This is a genomic window from Candidatus Sphingomonas phytovorans, from assembly GCA_029202385.1.
GTDB classification, from domain to species: domain Bacteria; phylum Pseudomonadota; class Alphaproteobacteria; order Sphingomonadales; family Sphingomonadaceae; genus Sphingomonas; species Sphingomonas phytovorans.
Genome location: CP119314.1, coordinates 1,399,652 through 1,420,318, shown reverse-complemented (window position 1 = coordinate 1,420,318; position 20,667 = coordinate 1,399,652). Strand labels below are relative to the sequence as shown.

Genomic DNA, 20,667 nt, shown 5'->3' with positions numbered 1-20,667 from the left:
ATCTGTTATACTGAATTGATATTAAACAGGAATATTCGAATAATCCGCTGCAAGCCGGATAAAAAAAGAAATTCCCTGTTACTGGCCCGGAACAGGGAATTTCCTCGGGCTTTTTAAAGCACGCCCTTCGATGGCGCCTGTGGCGGATCGATGTCGGCAGGCTCGATCGGGTCGAGATCGCCCTCCCATTTCGCCACCACGCTTGCTGCGATGGCGTTGCCGACCACGTTGGTGGCTGAACGCCCCATGTCGAGGAAATGGTCGACCGCGAGGATCAGCAGCAGCCCTGCCTCGGGGATCTTGAACAGCGACAGCGTGGCCGCGATCACCACCAGGCTTGCGCGCGGGACGCCGGCAATCCCCTTCGACGTGACCATCAGCACCAGCAGCATGGTAATCTGCTCGCCGAGCGAGAGGTGGACGCCATAGGCCTGGGCGATGAACAGCGACGCGAACGTCATGTACATCATCGATCCGTCGAGATTGAACGAATAGCCGAGCGGCAACACGAAGCTGCCGATCTTCGGCGGCACGCCGAACCGGTCGAGCGCCTCGAGGGTGCGGGGATAGGCTGCCTCTGACGAGGCGGTCGTGAAGGCGAGGATCAGGGGATCGCGGATATAGCGTACCAGCAGCGAGGTCCGCTTGCCGATGAAGAGGTAGCCGAGCCCGATCAGCAGCAGCCAGAGCAGCAGGAGCGCGATATAGAAGGAGAGGATGAAATAGCCGAGATCGGCGAGCACGCCGGGTCCGCGTTCGGCGAGCGTACTGGCGACCGCGGCGAACACGGCGAACGGGGCGAAGCGCATCACATAGTTGGTGATCTGCAGCATCACCGCGACCAGCCCCTCCAGCGCGCGGACCAGAGGGGCCGCCTTGTCGCCGACCGCCGTGATCGCGACGCCGACGAAGACGGAGAAGACCACGATCTGGATGATCTCGTTGGTCGACATCGCCTCGATCATCGAGGACGGGACGACGTGGGTAACGAAATCCTTCAGGTTGAAGCCGGTCTTCACGATGCCTGCATCCGCATTGACGGGCGGGATCGGCAGGCCGAGGCCGACACCGGGTTGCAGGATGTTGACCAGGATGAGCCCCAGCGTCAGCGACAACAGGCTTGCACAGATGAACCAGGCGAGCGAGCGAAGGCCGACACGGCCCAGCGCGCCGGTATCCCCCATATGCGCGATGCCGACGACAAGCGTCGAGAAGACCAGTGGCGCGATGATCATCTTGATCAGCCGCAGGAAGAGCGTCGTGACGATCGAGAAATAGCCGGCGATCTTTTCCAGTGCGGCCGCGGAGGCCGGGGTGTTGTCGTCTATCGCGAGATGCAGACCCCAGCCGACGACGAGCCCAAGCACCAGGCCGATAACGATGTAGAGCGTAAGGCGCTTGGCCATGAAGATGTCCCCGGAGATTTGCGCGGCAGGGAAGGGGATTGCGGCCGCGCGGTCAAGCGCCTTATGTCCGGACGCAACAAACGGAAAGAGGCCCTATGCTGGTGACGAAACGCGAGTTGCTCGGCGGCGCGGTGACGGGTCTTTCGTTGCTCGCCGTGCCGTCGATCCTCCGGGCGGCCGAACCTGATCTTTCCGCGCTGAACGACATCACAGCGGGCACGGCGCCGATCGGCGCTGAAGAGCGCCGGGCCCGAATCGCGCGCGCGCAGGGCCTGATGAAGGCAAATGGGATCGGTGCGGTGCTGATCGAGCCCGGATCGTCGCTGATCTATTTCACGGGCGTTCGCTGGGGTCGGAGCGAACGGCTGACCGCCGCGGTGCTGCCGGTCGAGGGCGACCCGTGCATCGTCACGCCCTTTTTCGAGGAACCGTCCGTTCGCCAGACGCTCGGCGTGCCGGCGGAGGTGCGGGTGTGGCAGGAGGATGAGGACCCGCTGGTCGTCGTCGCCGGCTTCCTGAAGGATCGCAAGCTCGCCGCGCGCCCGATCGGGATCGAGGAGACCCTGCGCTATTTCGCGGTGAACGGCCTCGCCCGGGCGCTGCCGGGCGCGAAACTCGTCTCCGCCAATCCGGTCGTGCGCGGTTGCCGCATGATCAAGACAGCGCCCGAGATCGCGCTGATGCAGACTGCGACCGATGTGACGATCGCCGCCTATCGCTGGACATATCCGCGAATCGAGAAAGGCATGAAGCCGGCCGATATCGGCGCACTGATGAACGCGGCGACGCGAAAGCTGGGCGGCGATCCCGAATTCGCGCTGGTCCTGATCGGCGAGGCCGCGGCCTATCCGCATGGCAGCCGCGCGCCGCAGGTCGTGGCGGACGGGCAGGTGGTCCTGATGGACTGCGGCTGCACGGCGCAGGGATATCAGTCGGATGTCTCGCGCACTTTCGTGTTCGGCACCGCAAATGCCGAGCAGCGCAAAGTGTGGGATCATGTGCGCGAGGGCCAGGCGACCGCGTTCGCCGCCGCGAAGCTCGGGGCGGCAGCCGGGAGCGTCGATGACGCCGTCCGTCGCCGCTATGAAGCGCTTGGCTATGGCCCGCGCTACAAGCTGCCGGGCCTGTCGCACCGCACCGGCCACGGCATCGGGCTGGACGGGCATGAGCCGGTCAATCTGGTCCATGGCGAGGCTACGCCGCTGGCCGTTGGCATGTGTTTTTCGGATGAGCCGGGGCTCTATCTGCCGGGCAAGTTCGGGGTACGGCTGGAGGATTGTTTTCACATGACCCCGGCTGGCCCGAAATGGTTTTCGCAGCCTCCGACGACGATCGACGCCCCGTTCGGGTGATGTTCCTTGGCAAGGCGCGAAGTCCCGCTTAAATCGCCGCCCATGACATCGACCAACGACATCCGCCGATCCTTCCTCGACTATTTCGAAGCCGAGGGACATGCGCGCGTCCCGTCCGCGCCGCTTGTGCCGCACAATGATCCGACGCTGATGTTCGTCAATGCGGGCATGGTGCCGTTCAAGAATGTGTTCACCGGCCTTGAAACGCGCCCCTATTCGACCGCAACCTCGTCGCAGAAATGCGTGCGCGCGGGCGGCAAGCACAATGATCTCGACAATGTCGGCTATACGGCGCGGCACCATACCTTCTTCGAAATGCTCGGGAACTTCTCGTTCGGCGATTATTTCAAGGAGCGCGCGATCTCGCTCGCCTGGAATCTGATCACGAAGGAATGGGGCATCTCGCCCGACCGGCTGACCGTCACCGTCTATCATACGGACGACGAGGCTTTCGACCTCTGGCGCCGGATCGCCGGCCTGCCCGAGAGCCGGATCATCCGCATCGCCACTTCGGACAATTTCTGGTCGATGGGCGATACGGGGCCGTGCGGCCCCTGTTCCGAGATATTCTACGATCATGGCGATCATATCCCCGGCGGCCCTCCCGGCAGCCCTGACGAGGATGGGGACCGATTCGTCGAGATCTGGAACCTGGTGTTCATGCAGTTCGAGCAATCGGCTGACGGCACCCGGGCCGATCTGCCGCGCCCGTCGATCGACACCGGCATGGGGCTGGAGCGCGTCGCGGCGGTGCTGCAGGGCGTGCACGACAATTACGACACCGACACGTTCAAGGCGCTGATCGCCGAATCGAGCGCGCTGACCCGTACCGCCAGCACCGGCCCGACCCAGGCGAGCCACCGCGTTATTGCCGATCATCTGCGCGCTTCGGGCTTCCTCGTCGCTGACGGCGTGCTGCCGGCGAACGAAGGCCGGGGCTATGTGCTTCGCCGGATCATGCGCCGCGCGATGCGGCATGCGCATCTGCTCGGGGCGAAGGAGCCGCTGATGCACCGGCTGGTGCCGTCGCTCATCGCTGAGATGGGCACCGCCTATCCCGAACTGCTGCGCGCGCAGGCTTCGATCGAGGCCACCCTGCTGCAGGAGGAAACCCAGTTCCGCCGCACGCTGACCAACGGCTTGCGCCTGCTGGATGAAGCGACAGCCGGCATGGTGCCTGGAGCGACCCTGGCGGGTGAAACCGCGTTCAAGCTCTACGATACGTTCGGCTTCCCCTATGATCTGACCGAGGACGCGTTGCGGGCGCAGGGCTTCGGCGTGGATCGTGCGGGCTTCGACACGGCGATGGCGGAGCAGAAGCGCGCTGCGCGTGCCGCCTGGAAGGGTTCGGGCGACCGCGCCTCGGACGAGATCTGGTTCGACATCGCCGAGGAAACCGGCGGTACCGAGTTCATCGGCTACAGCGCCGAAGAGGGCGAAGGTCAGGTTATCGCGCTGGTCAGGGATGGTCAGCGGGTCGATCGCGCCGGCCCGGGCGATACGGTCGACCTGGTTGTCAACCAGACCCCCTTCTACGGCGAGAGTGGCGGCCAGGTAGGCGATGCCGGGTCGATCGGCAGCGAGAAGGGACTGCGCGGTTCGATCCAGGATACGCAGAAGCATCTCGGCCGCCTCTGGGCGCATCGTCTCTATGTCGAGGCCGGCGAGGTCGCTATTGGCGATGCCGTGCGACTGACCGTCGACCAGGGCCGTCGCGGTGCAATCCGCGCTAACCACTCCGCGACTCACCTGCTGCACGAGGCACTGCGCCAGCGCCTGGGCCTGCATGTGGCGCAGAAGGGAAGCCTGGTCGCGCCTGACCGGCTTCGCTTCGATTTCTCCCAGCCCACCGCGATCGAGCCGCTCCGCATCGCCGAGGTGGAAGCCGATGTGAACCGGCATATCCGCGCGAATGGCGAAGTCTCGACCCGGCTGATGACGCCCGAAGAGGCGATCGACGAGGGTGCGATGGCGCTGTTCGGCGAGAAATATGGCGACGAGGTTCGAGTCGTTTCGATGGGTCGCGAGGGCGACAGGACCTATTCGCTCGAACTCTGCGGCGGCACTCATGTGAAGCAACTCGGCGACATCGGCCTGTTCAAGGTGATCGGCGAGAGCGCGGTGTCGAGCGGGATCAGGCGAATCGAGGCGCTGACCGGAGAGGCTGCGCGGCAGTGGTTCACTGCGCGCGACGAGAAGCTGCGCGACGCGGCGGCGGCGCTCAAGACATCGCCCGATGACGTGCCGGCACGTGTCGCCGCATTGGTCGAAGACCGGCGGCGGCTGGAACGTGAACTGGCCGAGGCGAAGAAGGCGCTGGCACTTGGCGGCGGCTCCGCCACTGCGGCCGGGCCGGAGCAGGTCGGCGGGGTCAGCTTCGTCGGCCAGGTCGTCCAGGATTTCGATGCCAAGGGCCTGCGCGGCGCGGTCGACGAGACCAAGCAACGGATCGGATCGGGCGTCGCGGTGATGGTCGCGGTCAATGAGGGGCGTGCTTCGATTGCGGTTGGGGTTACCGACGATCTGGTTGCGACTTACAGCGCTGTCGACCTCCTCCGTCGTGCGGTCGCCGTGCTCGGCGGGCAGGGCGGCGGTGGCCGGCCCGACATGGCGCAGGGCGGCGGCCCCGACGGATCGAAGGGCGCCGAGGCGATCGACGCGATTAGGGCAGCCCTTGCCGAGGGTCAGGCAACCGCCTGAACCTTGATGTCATTCAGGCCAGGAGAAGGGCAGGCTCGTCCTGCCGGTCTCGTCGCCATCGGCCGAGAAGCGTCGTTCCATGATGACGCCGCGTCCCGACATGTCGATTGCCACTATGGTGCTGCACCGTGTGCCATAGACCGGATTGCTGATGAAGATCGGCGAATGAAGCGGTTCCTGCGGCACATCGGAAGGCGTGTGGGGTTCTAGGCCGATGTCGGGCAGGATCTGTTCCCGCAAGCCATCGAACAGCAATTCGGGATCGATCGCGTCGCCGGTGATCCAGTCGAGCAGCCGTGACTTGAGCCGCATTGTCTTGGGCCACGGCTCGTCGAGCCGTCCGTTCGACAAGCCGTACAGGCCCGAAGCGAGGGTGCTTCGCGTGATATCCGGCCGGTTCGAGAGGAAATGTGCTCCTCGCCGGTCAGCCACGATCAGGTTGACCGGATTGAAGACCGAAAGATCAGCGGTGAGCGCATCCGCATAAGGACCGTTCCCCGCCAGATAGTCCGTCACCAGCGCCCCGCGCGAGGCCAGGCCGGGCTCCGGCAAGCCAAAGCCGCGTAGGTTGGTGACCACGGCAAGGCGGCCCTGTTCGGACACGCCGAGCCAGGTCCCGCCAGACTGGAGATCGCGTCCGGCAAGCAGATGATCCGGTTCCTGCCAGCGCTCAAGCGGCTGAGCCGGTCGGGCATGGAGTTCGTCGCGGTTGCCGGTCAGCAGAAGCCGCCAGCGAGGATGCGCTTGCCACGCAAAGGCCAGGACACACATGGGGGCTTCTTAGAACGCACGGGCGGCTTTGACATCGGTTCGTGCAGTGGCGCATGACATCGTCGGAGAGCGCCGGCGCCCCGCGACCGCGCCCGAAGGGGAGGGATGCGATGGATAGCCAGCAGCAGGATTCGGTCGGGCTCGAACCGCTCCCGGCCCGGCGATGGCCGCGCTGGATGCTGGCGGCGATCGGCATGGTAATGATCCTGGGCGGGGCACTGCTCGCAAGTGCGATCCAGACCTCCGGCGGCGTCCGGGTGAGCGATATCCGTTTCAACGGCGCCGGCGGCACCGAGATGAGCGCGCTTCTCTACGTTCCGACAAGTGCAACACCGACAACGCCAGCGCCCGGCATCCTGGCGGTGCACGGCTATATCAATTCGCGCGAGACGCAGGACGGCTTTGCGATCGAGTTCGCCCGGCGCGGCTATGTCGTGCTGGCGATGGACCAGACCGGCCATGGCTATAGCGGCGGCAAGGCATTCTCGAATGGCTTTGGCGGGCCGGACGGGCTCGCCTATCTTCGCTCGCTGCCGTTCGTCGACAAGGACCAGATCGGGCTTGAGGGGCACAGCATGGGCGGCTGGACTGTGCTCGCGGCGGCGGCGGCGATGCCCGATGCCTATCGCTCGATCGTGCTTGAGGGATCGTCCACCGGCGCGCCTTATGCGAAGGAAGGCACGCCCGGATGGCCGCGCAATCTGGGACTGGTCTATAGCCGCTATGACGAATTCTCCCAACTGATGTGGGGTGTCGGGCGCGCCATGGATGTCGGGCAAAGCGTGAAGCTGAAGCAGCTGTTCGGCACGTCGGAAGCGGTGCAGGCGGGTAGGCTCTATGGCTCGATCCCGGCGGGAACGGCGCGATATCTGGTGCAGCCGTCGACGACACATCCGGGTGATCATATCTCGGCGGCGGCGATCGGCGCCGCAACCGACTGGTTCGCTCGCACGCTTTCCGGCGGTCATCCGCGTCCGGCGGGGGATCAGATATGGTTCTGGAAGGAGATTGGCACCGGCCTCGGCCTGCTCGGCTTTGTGCCGCTGGTGCTGGGGCTGTTCGATCTGATGCTGGCGCTTCCCTTCTTTGCGTCGCTGCGGGGCAACCCCGTCGCGACGTTGCCCGCTCGGGACGCGCGATGGTGGCGTCGGGCGGCGATCGCCGCCGTGGTGCCGGTGCTGATCTTCTTCCCGGTCTTCATCGGGATATTCCTGCTGGTGCCGGCGACGGCGTTCCTGCCGCAGACGGTAACGACCCAGGTGACGGTGTGGGCGCTGGTGGGGGCGGGGCTGACCTGGTTCTTCGGGCGAGGGCGATCGGCCGGACGGGAAACTGGAATCGATTGGTTGAAGACGATCCTGCTCGCGCTTGCCGTGACGTTGGTGGCCTATCTGGTTCTGGCATTGGTGCAGCGATTGCTGATGACCGATCTCCGCTTCTGGATCATGGCGATCAAGCCGCCGAGCATCCGGCAATGGCTGATCGCGCTGATCTACATCGTGCCGATGACAGTCGCCTTCCTGATGACGGGAAGGGTGCTGAGCTCGCTGACGGTCGCGGATGACCATGGTGTGGTGCGCTATGTCTCGCCCATGCTGGTACTGTGTGGCGGGTTCGCCGCGCTGCTCGGTCTGGTCTATGGCGCATTCTTCGCGACGGGCACCCTGGCGACCGGATTCGATCCGCTGTCGACCATCATCGCGATCCAGTTCGTGCCGGTGCTGGCCGCTGTCGCAGCGGTCATGACCTTTGGCTGGAGCCGCACCGGCAGCCATCGGCCCGGCGCCGTGCTGGCCGGGATGTTGATTACCCTCTATGTCGTGGCCGGGACGGCGACCCAGGGCTGATCGATGTTATCGGGGAATCAGGTCTCGATCGCTGCCTTGCGAGCGCGGCGCAGGCGCGGCTCGCGCACCATGTCCGCTGCTTCCTTGATCTCCTTGCGCAACTCGTCGCGCTTTTCGTGGATCGAGGCGATGACCGGACCAACGGCAATGCCGAGATCGACCAGAAGCGCCTCCGACAATTGAAGCGAGCTTTCCAGCGTTTCTGGCACGGCGTCGGTGGCGCCAGCGCGATAAAGTTCAGCCGCATGGGCGGTATCGCGGGCGCGGGCGACGATCGTGAGGTTGGGCACCCAGCTGCGCACGCGGCGGGTGAGCTGCACTGACAGGACCGGATCGTCCATCGTCAGGATCAGCGCCTTGGCACGACCGAGATTGAGCCGGTCGACCAGTTCCGACCGGGCGACATCGCCGAAGATGACGGGATATCCTTCCGCTCGTGCTGCCTTGACCGCGTCGATATCGGCCTCGACGGCAATGAAGGGCTGGTCATGCACCTTGAGCATATCGGCCACCATGCGCCCGACGCGGCCGAAGCCGATCACCACTGTGCCGGGCCCTGCCGTGGGAATTTCCGCTTCGGATTCGTTGCTGCCGCCACGCAGTTCGATCCTTCGGGCCACGCGCTGGCCGAGCCAGGCGAGCAGGGGCGTGATGGTCAGGCCTATGGCGGTGACCGTCTGCCAGAAACTCGCCGTGTCCGGCATGATCAGCCTCGCCTGCGCCGCCGTGCCGAGCACGATCAGCGTGGTTTCGGACGGGCTCCCCATCAACAGGCCTGTTTCGGCCGCTACTCCGTTGCGGATGCCCGCGAACTTGAGCAGGCCGAACGTCACCAGCGCCTTTACCGCGACCACGGCGACGATCGCCGCCAGCAGCGCAGGCCAGTTCTCGAGGATCGAGGAAAGGTCAAGGCTCATGCCGACGGTGATCAGGAACACGCCGAGCGCCAGGCCCTTGAAGGGCGCGGTCATCACCTCGACTTCGCTGTGATAGTCGGTCTCGGCGATCAGCACGCCGGCCAGCAGCGCACCGACGATGGGCGAGAGTCCGACAGCGGTCGTGGCGAGGCTCGCGACGATCACCACAAGCAGCGAGGCGGCAAGGAACAGTTCCGGGCTCTTGGTCCGCGCGGCCTGGGCGAAGAGCCGCGGCAGGATCACCCGCCCGCCGATGAACATCGCGGCGATCGTCAGGATGCCGCCGATGATCACGCCGGCGATCGCGCTCAAGCCTTCACCCGCGCCTGGGCCGAGCGCTGCCAGCGCGAAGATGATCGGGACGAGCGCGAGATCCTCGAACAGCAGCATCGCGAAGGCGGACCGGCCGACCGGACTGCTCGTGCCCGCGATCGGCAGGACGAGCGCGGTTGAGGAGAGGGCGAGCGCCAGACCGAGGCCGATCGCCCCGGGCCAGCTTTGTCCGGTCAGATGGATGGCTACGCCGATGATGAGGCCGGACCCAAGCAGTTCGGCGGCGCCGGTGCCGAACACCAGCCTCCGCATCGACCAGAGGCGCTTCAGCGACAACTCGAGCCCGATCGAGAAAAGCAGCAGGATAATGCCGAATTCGGCGAACGGCTCGATCGCGTGCGCGTCCGAGATGGTGAGGTAGTAGAGCCACGGATATTCGTGGACGAGCGCGCCGAGACCCGAAGGGCCGACCAGCAGGCCGACCAGAATGAACCCGATCACCGGGCTGATCTTCAGCCGAGCAAATGCCGGAATAACCAGTCCCGCAGCGCCAAGAATGACGAGTGCGTCGCTGAAGCCCTTATTGTCCAATCCCATCGCCATGGGGGTATTTAGGCATGGCGAAACGACTTTGTCAGCCGATGAGTGGCGGCGATATGTCGATTATCGGTTTGGTTTGCCGTCAGCCGGGCGTTTGTGCCGCCGCCACGCGATATTGCCCGCGCATCAGGGGCGGCTGTGAGGGCATGAACATCGCCGCCGCGCCCGATCCGGACGCGGTGGCGGTGTTGTCATGGGTTATTTCGAGCTTCCCATCGCCTGTTCGAGGTTGATGCGAACCTCCTCGAAGAACTGCTCCGTGGTCATCCAGGGCTGATCCGGGCCGATCAGGATCGCGAGATCCTTGGTCATCTTGCCGCTTTCGACCGTGTCGACGCAGACCTTCTCGAGCAGTCTCGGCGAACTCGGTCACCTCGGGGGTGCCGTCGAACTTGCCGCGATACTTCAGGCCGCCGGTCCAGGCGAAGATCGACGCGATCGGGTTGGTCGACGTCGCCTTGCCTTGCTCGTGCATGCGGAAATGGCGGGTGACGGTGCCGTGCGCGGCTTCCGCCTCGACCGTCTTGCCGTCGGGCGTGAGCAGCACCGAGGTCATCAGGCCGAGCGAGCCGAAGCCCTGGGCGACCTGGTCCGACTGGACGTCGCCGTCGTAGTTCTTGCAGGCCCAGACGAATTCGCCATGCCACTTCAGCGCGCGACGCGACCATGTCGTCGATCAGGCGGTGCTCGTAGACGATGCCCGCTTCCCTGAACTCGATCCTTGAACTCGCTCTCGAACACCTCGGCGAACATGTCCTTGAAGCGGCCGTCATAGGCCTTGAGGATGGTGTTCTTGGTCGAGAGATAGACCGGCCAGCCGCGGTTGAGGCCGTAGTGCATCGACGCGCGGGCGAAATCGCGGATCGAATCGTCGAGGTTGTACATCGCCATGGCGACGCCCGGCGACCGGGAACTGGAACACTTCCTCGTCGATGACGGTGCCGTCGTCGCCCTCGAACATCGAGGCGCAGCTTGCCGGGGCCGGGGACGCGAAGTCGGTCGCGCGATACTGGTCGCCGAACGCGTGGCGGCCGACGACGATCGGATGAGTCCAGCCCGGGATCAGCCGGGGCACGTTCGGCATCACGATCGGCTCGCGGAAGATCGACGCCGCCCAGGATGTTGCGGATCGTGCCGTTGGGCGACTTCCACATCTTCTTGAGGCCGAATTCCTCGACCCGCGCCTCGTCGGGGGTGATCGTAGCGCACTTCACGCCGACGCCGTACTTCTGGATGGCGCGGGCGCTGTCGACAGTGATCTTGTCGTCGGTCGCGTCGCGCTTCTGGATGCCGAGGTCGTAATAATCGAGGTCGATATCGAGATAGGGAAGGATCAGGCGCTCACGAATCCATTGCCAGATGATCCGCGTCATCTCGTCGCCGTCGATCTCCACGACAGGCGTTTTTACCTTGATCTTCGCCATCGATACTCGCTTTCCAGAGGGGAGGTTTCGGTGAGCGTCTAGGAGGAAGGTCGGCGCGGATCAACATCGTCGTGGCGACCTTCTCTCGGGCATGCCCGCTGATCGCCTCATCGCTCCCCTCAATCGCAACCCTTCAATCCCGCCCGGTCATTGTCTTGGGATCGCGCAGGAGATAGACCGGGCCGATGGCTTCATCAGACACGCCGCCGTCGGGCACCCCCGCGATTAAATGGCGCCTTCCCGACATGCACCCCGAGGGGCGCAAATATGTTCTCGTCTCGGGCGCTGTCACGCTCCTGGCGCTCTGGTGGTTCGGCTGGTTCATGGCGTGGCCGCTGGTCGGCCTTACCGTCTGGGTGGCGGCGTTCTTCCGCGATCCGGTGCGCGTCACGCCACAAGGGGAGGGGCTGATCATCGCTCCCGCCGACGGGCTGATCACGATGATCCAGCGCATGCCGGTACCGCGCGAGCTGGCCGGCGAGAATGGCCTGGGCGACGCGCCACTGATACGCGTCTCCATCTTCATGTCGGTGTTCGACGTGCACATCAACCGCACGCCGATCGCCGGAACGATTCGTCAGGTCGTCTATATCTCCGGCAAATTCCTCAATGCAGATCTGGATAAGGCAAGCGAGGAGAATGAGCGCCAGCATATCGTGGTCGAGAGCCGCCCGGACTCAAACGGAAACACGCGCCGCATCGGCTTCACTCAGATCGCGGGCCTCGTCGCGCGGCGGATCGTCGGCTTCGTAAAGCCCGGCGATATGGTCGCGACCGGCCAGCGCGTTGGCCTGATCCGTTTCGGCAGCCGGGTCGATGTCTATCTTCCCGACGATATCGCCCCCCAGGTCTCACTTGGCCAGCGTAGCGTCGCAGGTGAGACGGTCCTTGGACGCCCCGGCGTGAGCGCGGCGACCGGTATTGCCCAATGACCTGCTTCCAGATGGCGAGCCGCTCCCTGTGAGGCATCCGCTCCGGAGGCGGTCGCCCCGTGGCCTGCCGCTTCGCGCGGTTGCCCCCAATGCAGTCACCGCGCTGGCGCTGTGCTTCGGCCTGACCGGCATCCGTTTTGCCATCTCCGCCCAGTGGGAGATGGCGGTGACGATGATCATGATCGCCGGTGTACTCGACGGGCTGGACGGCAGCGTCGCCCGACTGGTGCGCGGCGAGAGCCGGTTTGGCGCCGAACTCGATTCTCTGTCCGATGCCATATCGTTCGGGGTGTCGCCGGCGCTGATCGTCTACCTCTGGTCGCTGAAGGATATTCCGCGCCTCGGATGGCTGGTCGCGCTGGTGTTCGCGGTATTCTGCGCGCTGCGCCTTGCCCGCTTCAACGCCAATATCGATGTGACCGAGCAGCCGCATAAATCGGCCGGGTTCCTGACGGGCATCCCTGCACCCGCTGGCGCGGGGCTGGCGATGCTGCCGCTCTATCTGTCCTTCTGGAACGATCAGCCGTTGTTGCGCTCGCCCTGGCTGGTTGCGCCCTGGGTCGCGATCATCGCCATGCTCATGGTGTCGAGCATTGCGACCTATAGCTGGTCGTCGCTCAGGCTTCGCAACAACATAAGATTCGAGGCGATCGCAATCGTCGTGCTGCTCGGCGCGGCGCTGATTTCGGCACCCTGGCACACGCTGACGGCCGTCTGCATTGCCTATCTTGGATCGATGCCGTTCAGCGTCACTGCCTATCGGCGGGTCAGGCGGCTGCGCGGAACGCCCGCGACCGAGCCGCAATTGCCGCTGCCGGCACCGGACGAACCCGGGCGCGAAGCTGGCGGTCGCTGAGAGTCAGCATCGGGGCGATCACATGGGCCGGATCAGCCTCGCCGCGGAGCAACGCCACGATTCGGGGCAATGCCGGAACGAGCGTGAACGCGAACACCCACGCCGCCGCAGCAAAGGCGCCAGCGAAAACCACCATGCCGAGAACTGCCATCATTGCCCAACTCCCTGATTGCGTGGGCAGAAACCGAAGCCGGAGAACCGCGGAGCCTTGCGTTCCGTTCCATGTCCCTGTTGCGGTCACTTTATGTTCTCTTGATGTTCCCATTGTCAATGCTTGATTTCCAACAGAGGCTCAGCTAGAGGCCGCGCCTTCACACCGCATGGGAAGCACACATCGCCGGTGTCCGGAGCAGTCCGGATTACTCGCTTCCCAGAGGCACAACCGGAAAGGAACTACCTTATGGCGGCACCTGTCGTCACCATGCAGCAATTGCTCGAAACGGGCGCGCACTTCGGCCACCAGACCCACCGCTGGAACCCGAAGATGAAGCCCTACATCTTCGGCGACCGCAACGGCGTCCATATCCTCGATCTCTCGCAGACCGTGCCGCTGTTCGCACGCGCTCTCGAATTTGTGAACGCCTCGGTCGCGGCGGGCGGCAAGGTGCTGTTCGTCGGCACCAAGCGCCAGGCGCAGGAGCCCGTCGCCGACGCGGCCCGCCGTTCGGGCCAGCATTTCGTCAACCATCGCTGGCTGGGCGGCATGCTCACCAACTGGAAGACCATCTCCAACTCGATCAAGCGCCTCAAGACGCTCGAAGAGCAGCTTTCGGGCGACACGCACGGCCTGACCAAGAAGGAAGTGCTTCAGCTCACCCGCGAGAAGGACAAGCTCGAGCTTTCGCTCGGCGGCATCCGCGACATGGGCGGCATCCCGGACGTGATGTTCGTGATCGACGCCAACAAGGAAGAGCTGGCGATCAAGGAAGCCAACACGCTGGGTATCCCGGTGGTGGCGATCCTCGATTCGAACGTGTCGCCGGACGGTATCGCGTTCCCGGTGCCTGCCAATGACGACGCCAGCCGCGCCATCCGCCTGTATTGCGAGGCGATCGCTATCGCAGCGACCCGCGGTGGCCATGAGCAGATGGCGCGTCGCGTCGATGTCGGCTCAATGGAGGCTCCGCCCGTCGAGGAAGCGCTGACCGTCGAGCCGGCGCCTGCCGCCGCGCCGGTCGAAGCGATCGATTTCACGCCCGCAGCGGCACCTGAAGCTGTCACTCCGGCGGCCGACGAGACCGTTGCAGCCGAGGAAGAGCGCCAGCTCGACGCCTGAGCGTCGCCGAACTGACATACGGACGGGGTAGGGCGCAGGCCCTTCCCCGTCCGCAACCATATCCGAAGCACAAGAGGACAAGAGACATGGCCGAGATCACGGCAGCAGCAGTGAAGGATCTGCGCGAGAAGAGCGGCGCGGGCATGATGGACTGCAAGAAGGCGCTGACGGAAAACAACGGCGACATGACCGCCGCGATGGACTGGCTGCGTACCAAGGGCCTCGCCGCCGCCGCCAAGAAGTCGAGCCGCACCGCGGCCGAAGGCCTTGTCGGCATCGAGGTGTCCGGCACCAAGGGCGCTGCGGTTGAAGTCAATTCCGAGACCGACTTCGTCGCCAAGAACATCCAGTTCCAGACGTTCGTCCGTGACGTGACCTCGGTCGCGCTCGAGCTTGGCGATTCGATCGACACGATCAAGGCTGCGCAGCTCGGCGACAAGACCGTCGAGGAGATCCTGACCAACAACATCGCGACGATCGGCGAGAACCAGACGATCCGTCGCGCCAAGCGGCTCGAAGTGACATCGGGCGCGGTTGTTCCTTATGTCCACAACGCAGCCGCCGCGGGCCTCGGCAAGATCGGCGTGCTGGTCGCGCTCGAGAGCGAAGCCGGTGCCGATGTGCTCGAGCCGCTGGGCAAGCAGATTGCGATGCATATCGCCGCTGCCTTCCCGCTGGCGCTCAACGAGGACGGCCTCGACCCCGAGATCATCGAGCGCGAGCGCGCGATCGCGACCGAGAAGGCAGCCGAATCGGGCAAGCCCGCTGACATCGTCGCCAAGATGGTGGAAGGGTCGATCGCCAAGTACCGCAAGGAAAACGCGTTGGTCAGCCAGCTGCTGGTGATGGATGGCAAGACCAAGATCTCCGACGTCGTCGCCAATGCTGCCAAGGCGGCCGGCAAGTCGATCGAGCTTAAGGACTATGTCCGCTTCCAGCTCGGCGAGGGCATCGAGAAGGAAGTCAGCGATTTCGCGGCTGAAGTCGCGGCTGCTGCCGGCGTCTGATCGCTTCGATACCGAATATGAGGGCGAGGTTCGGCATTGCCGGGCCTCGCCCTTCTTATATGTTGTTATTTAAATAGCTGTGATATAACGCTTTCGGCTGAAGGGTGCATCGGTTTTGCACCGTTCGCGGGCGGTATCATCGCTTGGCATCGCGCTGGCGCGCTACTAAGGTTCGCGCCGCCCCGGCCCTCAGCATGTTGGAACTTGTGACAATACCGCGCTTCAAACGCATTTTGCTGAAATTGTCTGGCGAGGTCCTGATGGGGCCGAACCAGTTCGGTATCGACCCGGCGACCGTCGACCGCGTCGCGGGCGAGATCAAGGCAGCCAAGGAGGCAGGGCATGAATTATGCCTGGTCGTCGGCGGCGGCAATATCTTCCGCGGGCTCGCCGCGGCGGCCAAGGGCTTCGATCGCACCAGCGCTGACTATATGGGCATGCTGGCGACCGTGATGAACGCGCTGGCGGTGCAGAACGCGCTGGAAAAGATCGGCGTGCAGACCCGCGTCCAGTCAGCGATCCCGATGGCGAGTGTGTGCGAGCCCTATATCCGCCGGCGTGCCGAGCGGCATATCGAGAAGGGCCGGATCGTGATCTTCGCGGCCGGCACCGGCAACCCGTTCTTCACCACCGATACTGCAGCCGCGCTTCGCGCCGCTGAGATGAACTGCAATGCTCTGTTCAAGGGCACCAGCGTCGATGGCGTGTACAATGCCGATCCCAAGATCGTGCCGACCGCCACCCGTTATGAGAGCCTGAGCTTTGGCCGGGTGCTTGCCGACAACCTCAAGGTAATGGATGCCGCTGCCGTGGCATTGTGCCGCGAGAACAATATTCCGATCGTTGTCTTCAACATTCGCGGCGAAGGCAATCTCGCCGCCGTCCTGCGGGGTGAGGGGACGTCGACGATCGTCAGAAACGAAGAGGAGGAAGCCAATGGCCGCCTATGACAAGGTCGATCTCGAACGCCGCATGGCCGGCAGTGTCGACGCGCTGAAGCACGATCTGGGGGGCTTGCGCACCGGCCGTGCCTCGACGTCGCTGCTCGATCCCGTGACCGTCGAGGTCTATGGTTCGCACATGCCGCTGAACACCATCGCGACCGTGTCGGCGCCCGAACCGCGCATGCTGTCGGTGCAGGTATGGGACAAGTCGAACGTCGGCCCGGCCGACAAGGCGATTCGCTCAGCCGGGCTCGGCCTGAACCCGATCGTCGACGGCACCACGCTCCGCCTCCCAATCCCGGACCTGACCGAGGAACGCCGGAAGGAACTGGCGAAGCTTGCCGGACAATATGCCGAGAAGGCACGCATCGCCGCGCGCAACGTGCGCCGCGACGGCATGGACAATCTGAAGGCCGACGAGAAGAAGGGCGTCTTCTCCGAAGACGAGCGCAAGCGCCACGAGACCGAGGTGCAGAAGCTGACCGACAGCACGATCGCCGATATCGACGCAGCCGCTTCGGCCAAGGAAAAGGAAATCCTGGGCAAGTGAGCTCGTCGCCCGCCATGGCACCGATCCCGGCGGGAGGCGCGGGGTTGCCGCGCCACGTCGCGATCATCATGGACGGCAATGGCCGCTGGGCGAAGAAGCGGCACCTGCCTCGCGTCGCCGGGCATCGCCAGGGCGTCGAAGCGGTGCGCCGGGTGTCCCGTGCGGCGCGCGCGATGGGAATCGAGGCGCTGACGCTCTACGCCTTCTCGTCGGAAAACTGGCGCCGGCCCGAGGATGAGGTGAGCGACCTGATGGGTCTGTTGCGGCTGTTCATCCGCACCGACCTGGACGAGATGGTGCGTGAAAATGTCCAACTGCGCGTAATCGGCGATTATCGCCGTTTCTCGCCGGATCTGGTCACGCTGGTTGAAGATGCGATCGCGCGGACGGCGGCCAATACCGGCCCGATTCTGGTGATCGCGCTAAACTATGGCGCTCAGGCAGAGATCGCCGCAGCGGCGCGGCGTCTTGCCGAAAAGGCGCGCGACGGCACGCTCGATCCGTCGGCGATCGACACGGCGGCGATCGAGGCTGAACTCGACACCAGCGACCTGCCGCCGCTCGACCTGCTGATCCGCACCTCAGGCGAGATTCGCTTGTCGAACTTCCTGCTCTGGCAGGCGGCCTATGCCGAGTTGCTGTTCGTCGACACCTTATGGCCTGATTTCGATGCGACCACCCTGGCCGACGCAGTGGCGGCGTTCGGCAATCGCCAGCGTCGTTTCGGAGGCTTGTGAACACTACATCACCGACCAAGCGACCGTCCGACCTGGCGCTCCGTACGGTCGTCGGCCTCGGCTTGGTCGCTGTCGCCGTCACCGCCTTGTGGTTCGGCGATGCGATATTCTGGGTATTGTGTTCAGTACTCGGTATTTTCATGATGGGCGAATGGGCCGATCTAGACGGTGCGACGGCATCGCAGAAGCGACTGGCCCAATTTGCCTTGTCCGTGCCGCTGGCGATCATGGCGCCGATGGCCGCGGGGCCTGATTTCTTTGCGCTGGGGCTGATTGCGGCAGCGGCGTTCTTTATCGTTATCGTGCAGCGCCGCCCGGCCCTTGCTCTGGGGGGGGTTTATGTCGGATTGCCCATCCTCGCGCTGCTGCTGATCCGCCGGCAGGAAGAGGGGATCGTCTTCACTTTCTGGGCGCTTGCTCTGGTGTGGGTCTGCGACATTGGCGCCTATTTCAGCGGCCGTGCGATCGGTGGCCCCAAGCTGGCGCCCCTGATCAGCCCGAACAAGACATGGGCGGGCCTTGCCGGGGGCGTCCTGCTGGCTGGTGCGTTTGGTGCGGCAATGCACGTATTCTACGGTCTGCCATGGCGGTTGACGCTTGCTACGCCGGTGCTGGCGGTACTGGCGCAGGGCGGGGACCTGTTCGAAAGCTGGCTGAAACGGCGGGCGGGGGTAAAGGACAGCGGAAACCTCCTGCCCGGGCATGGCGGCGTGCTCGATCGTCTCGACGGACTGGTGCCTGTCGCGCCGGTAGCCGCGCTGCTGGTCATTCTCCCGAGATTCTATTCATGAAGACAATTACCATCCTTGGCGCAACCGGATCGGTCGGCAGTTCCACGCTCGACCTGATCGAGCGGGAGCCCGATCGTTTCGAGGTATTTGCGCTGACCGCTCATCGCGATGTAGCGAAGCTGGCGGCCGCGGCGATCCGTACCCGCGCGCGGGTGGCGGTAATTGCCGACGAGACCTGCCTTCCGGCACTGCGAGACGCGTTGGCGGGTACCAATATCCACTGCGCGGGCGGTCCCGAGGAGGTCTGCCGGACCGCCGATCTCGGCGCCGACTGGACGATGGCGGCGATCGTCGGCTGCGCCGGTCTCGAGCCGGTCATGGCGGCGGTGGAGCAGGGCGGTACCGTGGTGCTCGCCAACAAGGAACCTCTGGTATCGGCGGGTGACGTGATTCTGGCCGCGGCCGCGCATCACGGCGCGACCCTGTTGCCGGCGGACTCCGAACATAATGCCATCTTCCAGTGCTTCGATGCGGCGCAGGCTGGCCGCGTGCGCCGTATCATCCTCACGGCGAGCGGCGGGCCATTCCGCGAATGGACGACGGAGCAGATGCGTGGCGTCACGCCCGAACAGGCGGTGGCACATCCCAACTGGTCGATGGGCGCCAAGATATCGATCGATTCCGCGACGATGATGAACAAGGGACTCGAACTGATCGAGGCGGCGCGGCTGTTTCCGATACCGACCGACCGGATCGAGATCATCCTGCACCGGCAATCGGTGATTCATTCGATGGTCGAATATGTCGACGGATCGACGCTTGCTCAGCTTGGGCCGCCCGATATGCGTACGCCGATCGCGCATTGCCTTGCCTGGCCGGACAGGATGGAAACGCCGATGGCGCCGTTGGACCTGGTCTCGATCGGCCGACTTGATTTCGAGGCGCCGGATCCCGCGCGATTTCCCGCGCTCGCGCTGGCGCGCCATGCACTCGACGCGGGCGGCGCCAAGCCGGCGATCCTCAATGCAGCCAACGAGATTGCGGTTGCGGCGTTCCTGGCGCGCCAGATCGGCTTCCTCGAAATTGCCGCAATCGTCGCCGATACCCTTGATCGCTACGATCCGCCCGCCCCCGATACGCTTGATGACGTCCTGATGGTGGACGCGGAAGCGCGAAGGCTCGCGGGCGAGCGTGTAAAGGACTGCGTCGCTTGATCACTAGCCCCGGCCTGTTGCTGACCATTCTGGCCTTTGCGCTCGTCATCGGGCCGCTCGTGTTCCTTCATGAGATGGGCCACTACCTTGCCGGCCGCCTGTTCGGCGTGAAGGTCGAGGCTTTCTCGATCGGCTTTGGTCGCGAGATCTTCGGTGTGACCGACAGGCGCGGTACGCGCTGGAAATTCGGCTGGCTTCCGCTTGGGGGCTATGTGCGCTTTGCCGGTGACATGAACCCGGCGAGCGTGCCCGATGCCGACTGGTTGATGTTGCCGCCGGAAGAGCGGGCGCGGACCTTTCCTTCCAAGCCGGTATGGCAACGCGCGATCATCGTCGCGGCCGGGCCAGTCACCAATTTCGTGATCGCCATCCTTATCCTTGCCGGGTTCGCGGTCGCTTATGGCGACAGCCGTACGCCGACCGTCGCCGGCGCCATCGCTGCCGACAGCGCCGCGGCCAAGGCCGGACTGCAGGCAGGCGATCGCGTCGTCGCGTTAAGCGGGCGCTCTGTCGAAACCTTCGACGACATGGTCCGCTATGTGCGGATTCGCGCCGGCGAGCGGGTGAGAATTGATTTCATGCGCGGCGCCACGCCGATGTCGCGCGACGCGGTGGTCGGAACCGACGTGGAGCGCGACCGGTTCGGCAACGAATATCGTGTCGGCCGACTGGGTATCGCCAGTGCACGCCCGGTCCTGGTGACCGTAAGCCTGATCGAGGCGCCCGCAGTCGCCGTGCGCCAGACCGGCGAGATCGTCAGCATGATGGTCGAGACGCTCGGACAGGTCATCACGGGACGCCGCTCGGTCAAGGAACTGGGCGGGCCGCTGAGCATCGCCAAAGTGTCCGGCGAGCAATTGACCCTCGGCGCGCCGGCCTTTGTCTGGTTGATAGCGCTGGTGTCGATTAATCTGGGATTCATCAACCTCTTGCCAGTTCCTATGCTGGATGGCGGCCATTTGTTCTTCTACGCGATCGAAGCGGTTCGGCGTAAGCCGGTCGGGCCCGAAGTGCAGGAATGGGCGTTTCGCGGCGGCCTTGCGGCATTGCTTGCCCTGATGCTGCTGGTGACGTTCAACGATCTGGGTTCGTTTGGCCTGTGGAACAATTTGGCCGGGTTGATCGGCTGA

Annotated in this window: 16 protein-coding genes and 1 pseudogene; 13 read left to right on the top strand and 4 right to left on the bottom strand. The window is 64.6% G+C overall.

What is annotated here, in order from left to right:
* Positions 1-113 precede the first annotated feature (113 nt).
* Complete coding sequence (locus P0Y59_06445; GenBank protein WEK01319.1) at positions 114-1,406, bottom strand: dicarboxylate/amino acid:cation symporter; 1,293 nt, start codon at positions 1,404-1,406, stop codon at positions 114-116.
* A gap of 95 nt (positions 1,407-1,501) precedes the next feature.
* Here P0Y59_06445 and P0Y59_06440 point away from each other — a divergent pair, with 95 nt between their 5' ends.
* Both P0Y59_06440 and alaS read left to right on the top strand, forming a co-directional pair.
* Positions 1,502-2,758 (top strand): Xaa-Pro peptidase family protein, encoded by a 1,257-nt coding sequence (locus P0Y59_06440; GenBank protein WEK01318.1) that lies wholly within the window; start codon positions 1,502-1,504, stop codon positions 2,756-2,758.
* A gap of 42 nt (positions 2,759-2,800) precedes the next feature.
* Positions 2,801-5,458, top strand: coding sequence for an alanine--tRNA ligase (alaS, locus tag P0Y59_06435; protein WEK01317.1), 2,658 nt, complete (start codon positions 2,801-2,803; stop codon positions 5,456-5,458).
* Between the two features lie 9 nt (positions 5,459-5,467).
* On the opposite strand, the gene P0Y59_06430 is transcribed toward alaS, so the two are convergent.
* Positions 5,468-6,229 (bottom strand): NRDE family protein, encoded by a 762-nt coding sequence (locus P0Y59_06430; protein ID WEK01316.1) that lies wholly within the window; start codon positions 6,227-6,229, stop codon positions 5,468-5,470.
* A gap of 110 nt (positions 6,230-6,339) precedes the next feature.
* Between P0Y59_06430 and P0Y59_06425 the strand changes: the two genes are divergently transcribed.
* The gene (locus tag P0Y59_06425; GenBank protein ID WEK01315.1) at positions 6,340-8,076 is read left to right on the top strand and encodes an alpha/beta fold hydrolase; all 1,737 of its coding nucleotides are present in this window, start codon (positions 6,340-6,342) and stop codon (positions 8,074-8,076) included.
* Between the two features lie 17 nt (positions 8,077-8,093).
* Here P0Y59_06425 and P0Y59_06420 read toward each other — a convergent pair whose 3' ends face one another.
* Together P0Y59_06420 and P0Y59_06415 are read right to left on the bottom strand one after the other, a co-directional pair.
* The gene (locus tag P0Y59_06420; GenBank protein ID WEK01314.1) at positions 8,094-9,869 is read right to left on the bottom strand and encodes a cation:proton antiporter; all 1,776 of its coding nucleotides are present in this window, start codon (positions 9,867-9,869) and stop codon (positions 8,094-8,096) included.
* 195 nt (positions 9,870-10,064) lie between these two features.
* A pseudogene (locus P0Y59_06415) lies at positions 10,065-11,290 on the bottom strand (NADP-dependent isocitrate dehydrogenase).
* Positions 11,291-11,475: 185 nt separating this feature from the next.
* Here P0Y59_06415 and P0Y59_06410 point away from each other — a divergent pair.
* The 10 genes from P0Y59_06410 (at position 11,476) to rseP (ending at position 20,667) form a co-directional block, all read left to right on the top strand.
* Positions 11,476-12,222, top strand: a complete 747-nt coding sequence (locus P0Y59_06410; protein WEK01313.1) for a phosphatidylserine decarboxylase — start codon at positions 11,476-11,478, stop codon at positions 12,220-12,222.
* 28 nt (positions 12,223-12,250) lie between these two features.
* Positions 12,251-13,078 (top strand): CDP-diacylglycerol--serine O-phosphatidyltransferase, encoded by an 828-nt coding sequence (gene pssA / locus P0Y59_06405; GenBank protein ID WEK01312.1) that lies wholly within the window; start codon positions 12,251-12,253, stop codon positions 13,076-13,078.
* Between the two features lie 400 nt (positions 13,079-13,478).
* Entirely contained in the window at positions 13,479-14,354 is an 876-nt protein-coding gene (gene rpsB, locus P0Y59_06400) for a 30S ribosomal protein S2 (GenBank protein ID WEK01311.1), read from the top strand.
* Between the two features lie 86 nt (positions 14,355-14,440).
* Positions 14,441-15,361, top strand: coding sequence for a translation elongation factor Ts (gene tsf / locus P0Y59_06395; protein ID WEK01310.1), 921 nt, complete (start codon positions 14,441-14,443; stop codon positions 15,359-15,361).
* Positions 15,362-15,567: 206 nt separating this feature from the next.
* Entirely contained in the window at positions 15,568-16,311 is a 744-nt protein-coding gene (gene pyrH, locus P0Y59_06390) for a UMP kinase (GenBank protein WEK02513.1), read from the top strand.
* Positions 16,298-16,855, top strand: coding sequence for a ribosome recycling factor (frr, locus tag P0Y59_06385; GenBank protein ID WEK01309.1), 558 nt, complete (start codon positions 16,298-16,300; stop codon positions 16,853-16,855). Before pyrH ends, frr begins: the two co-directional genes overlap by 14 nt.
* Before the next feature lie 14 nt (positions 16,856-16,869).
* Entirely contained in the window at positions 16,870-17,592 is a 723-nt protein-coding gene (locus tag P0Y59_06380; protein ID WEK02512.1) for an isoprenyl transferase, read from the top strand.
* Positions 17,589-18,383 carry a phosphatidate cytidylyltransferase gene (locus P0Y59_06375; GenBank protein WEK01308.1) on the top strand — a complete coding sequence of 265 codons (795 nt, stop codon included), beginning with the start codon at positions 17,589-17,591 and terminating at the stop codon, positions 18,381-18,383. Before P0Y59_06380 ends, P0Y59_06375 begins: the two co-directional genes overlap by 4 nt.
* Positions 18,380-19,537, top strand: a complete 1,158-nt coding sequence (locus P0Y59_06370; GenBank protein WEK01307.1) for a 1-deoxy-D-xylulose-5-phosphate reductoisomerase — start codon at positions 18,380-18,382, stop codon at positions 19,535-19,537. The genes P0Y59_06375 and P0Y59_06370 overlap by 4 nt, the downstream gene beginning before the upstream one ends.
* Positions 19,534-20,667: an RIP metalloprotease RseP gene (gene rseP, locus P0Y59_06365; protein WEK01306.1), complete on the top strand. Its 1,134-nt coding sequence runs from the start codon at positions 19,534-19,536 to the stop codon at positions 20,665-20,667. The genes P0Y59_06370 and rseP overlap by 4 nt, the downstream gene beginning before the upstream one ends.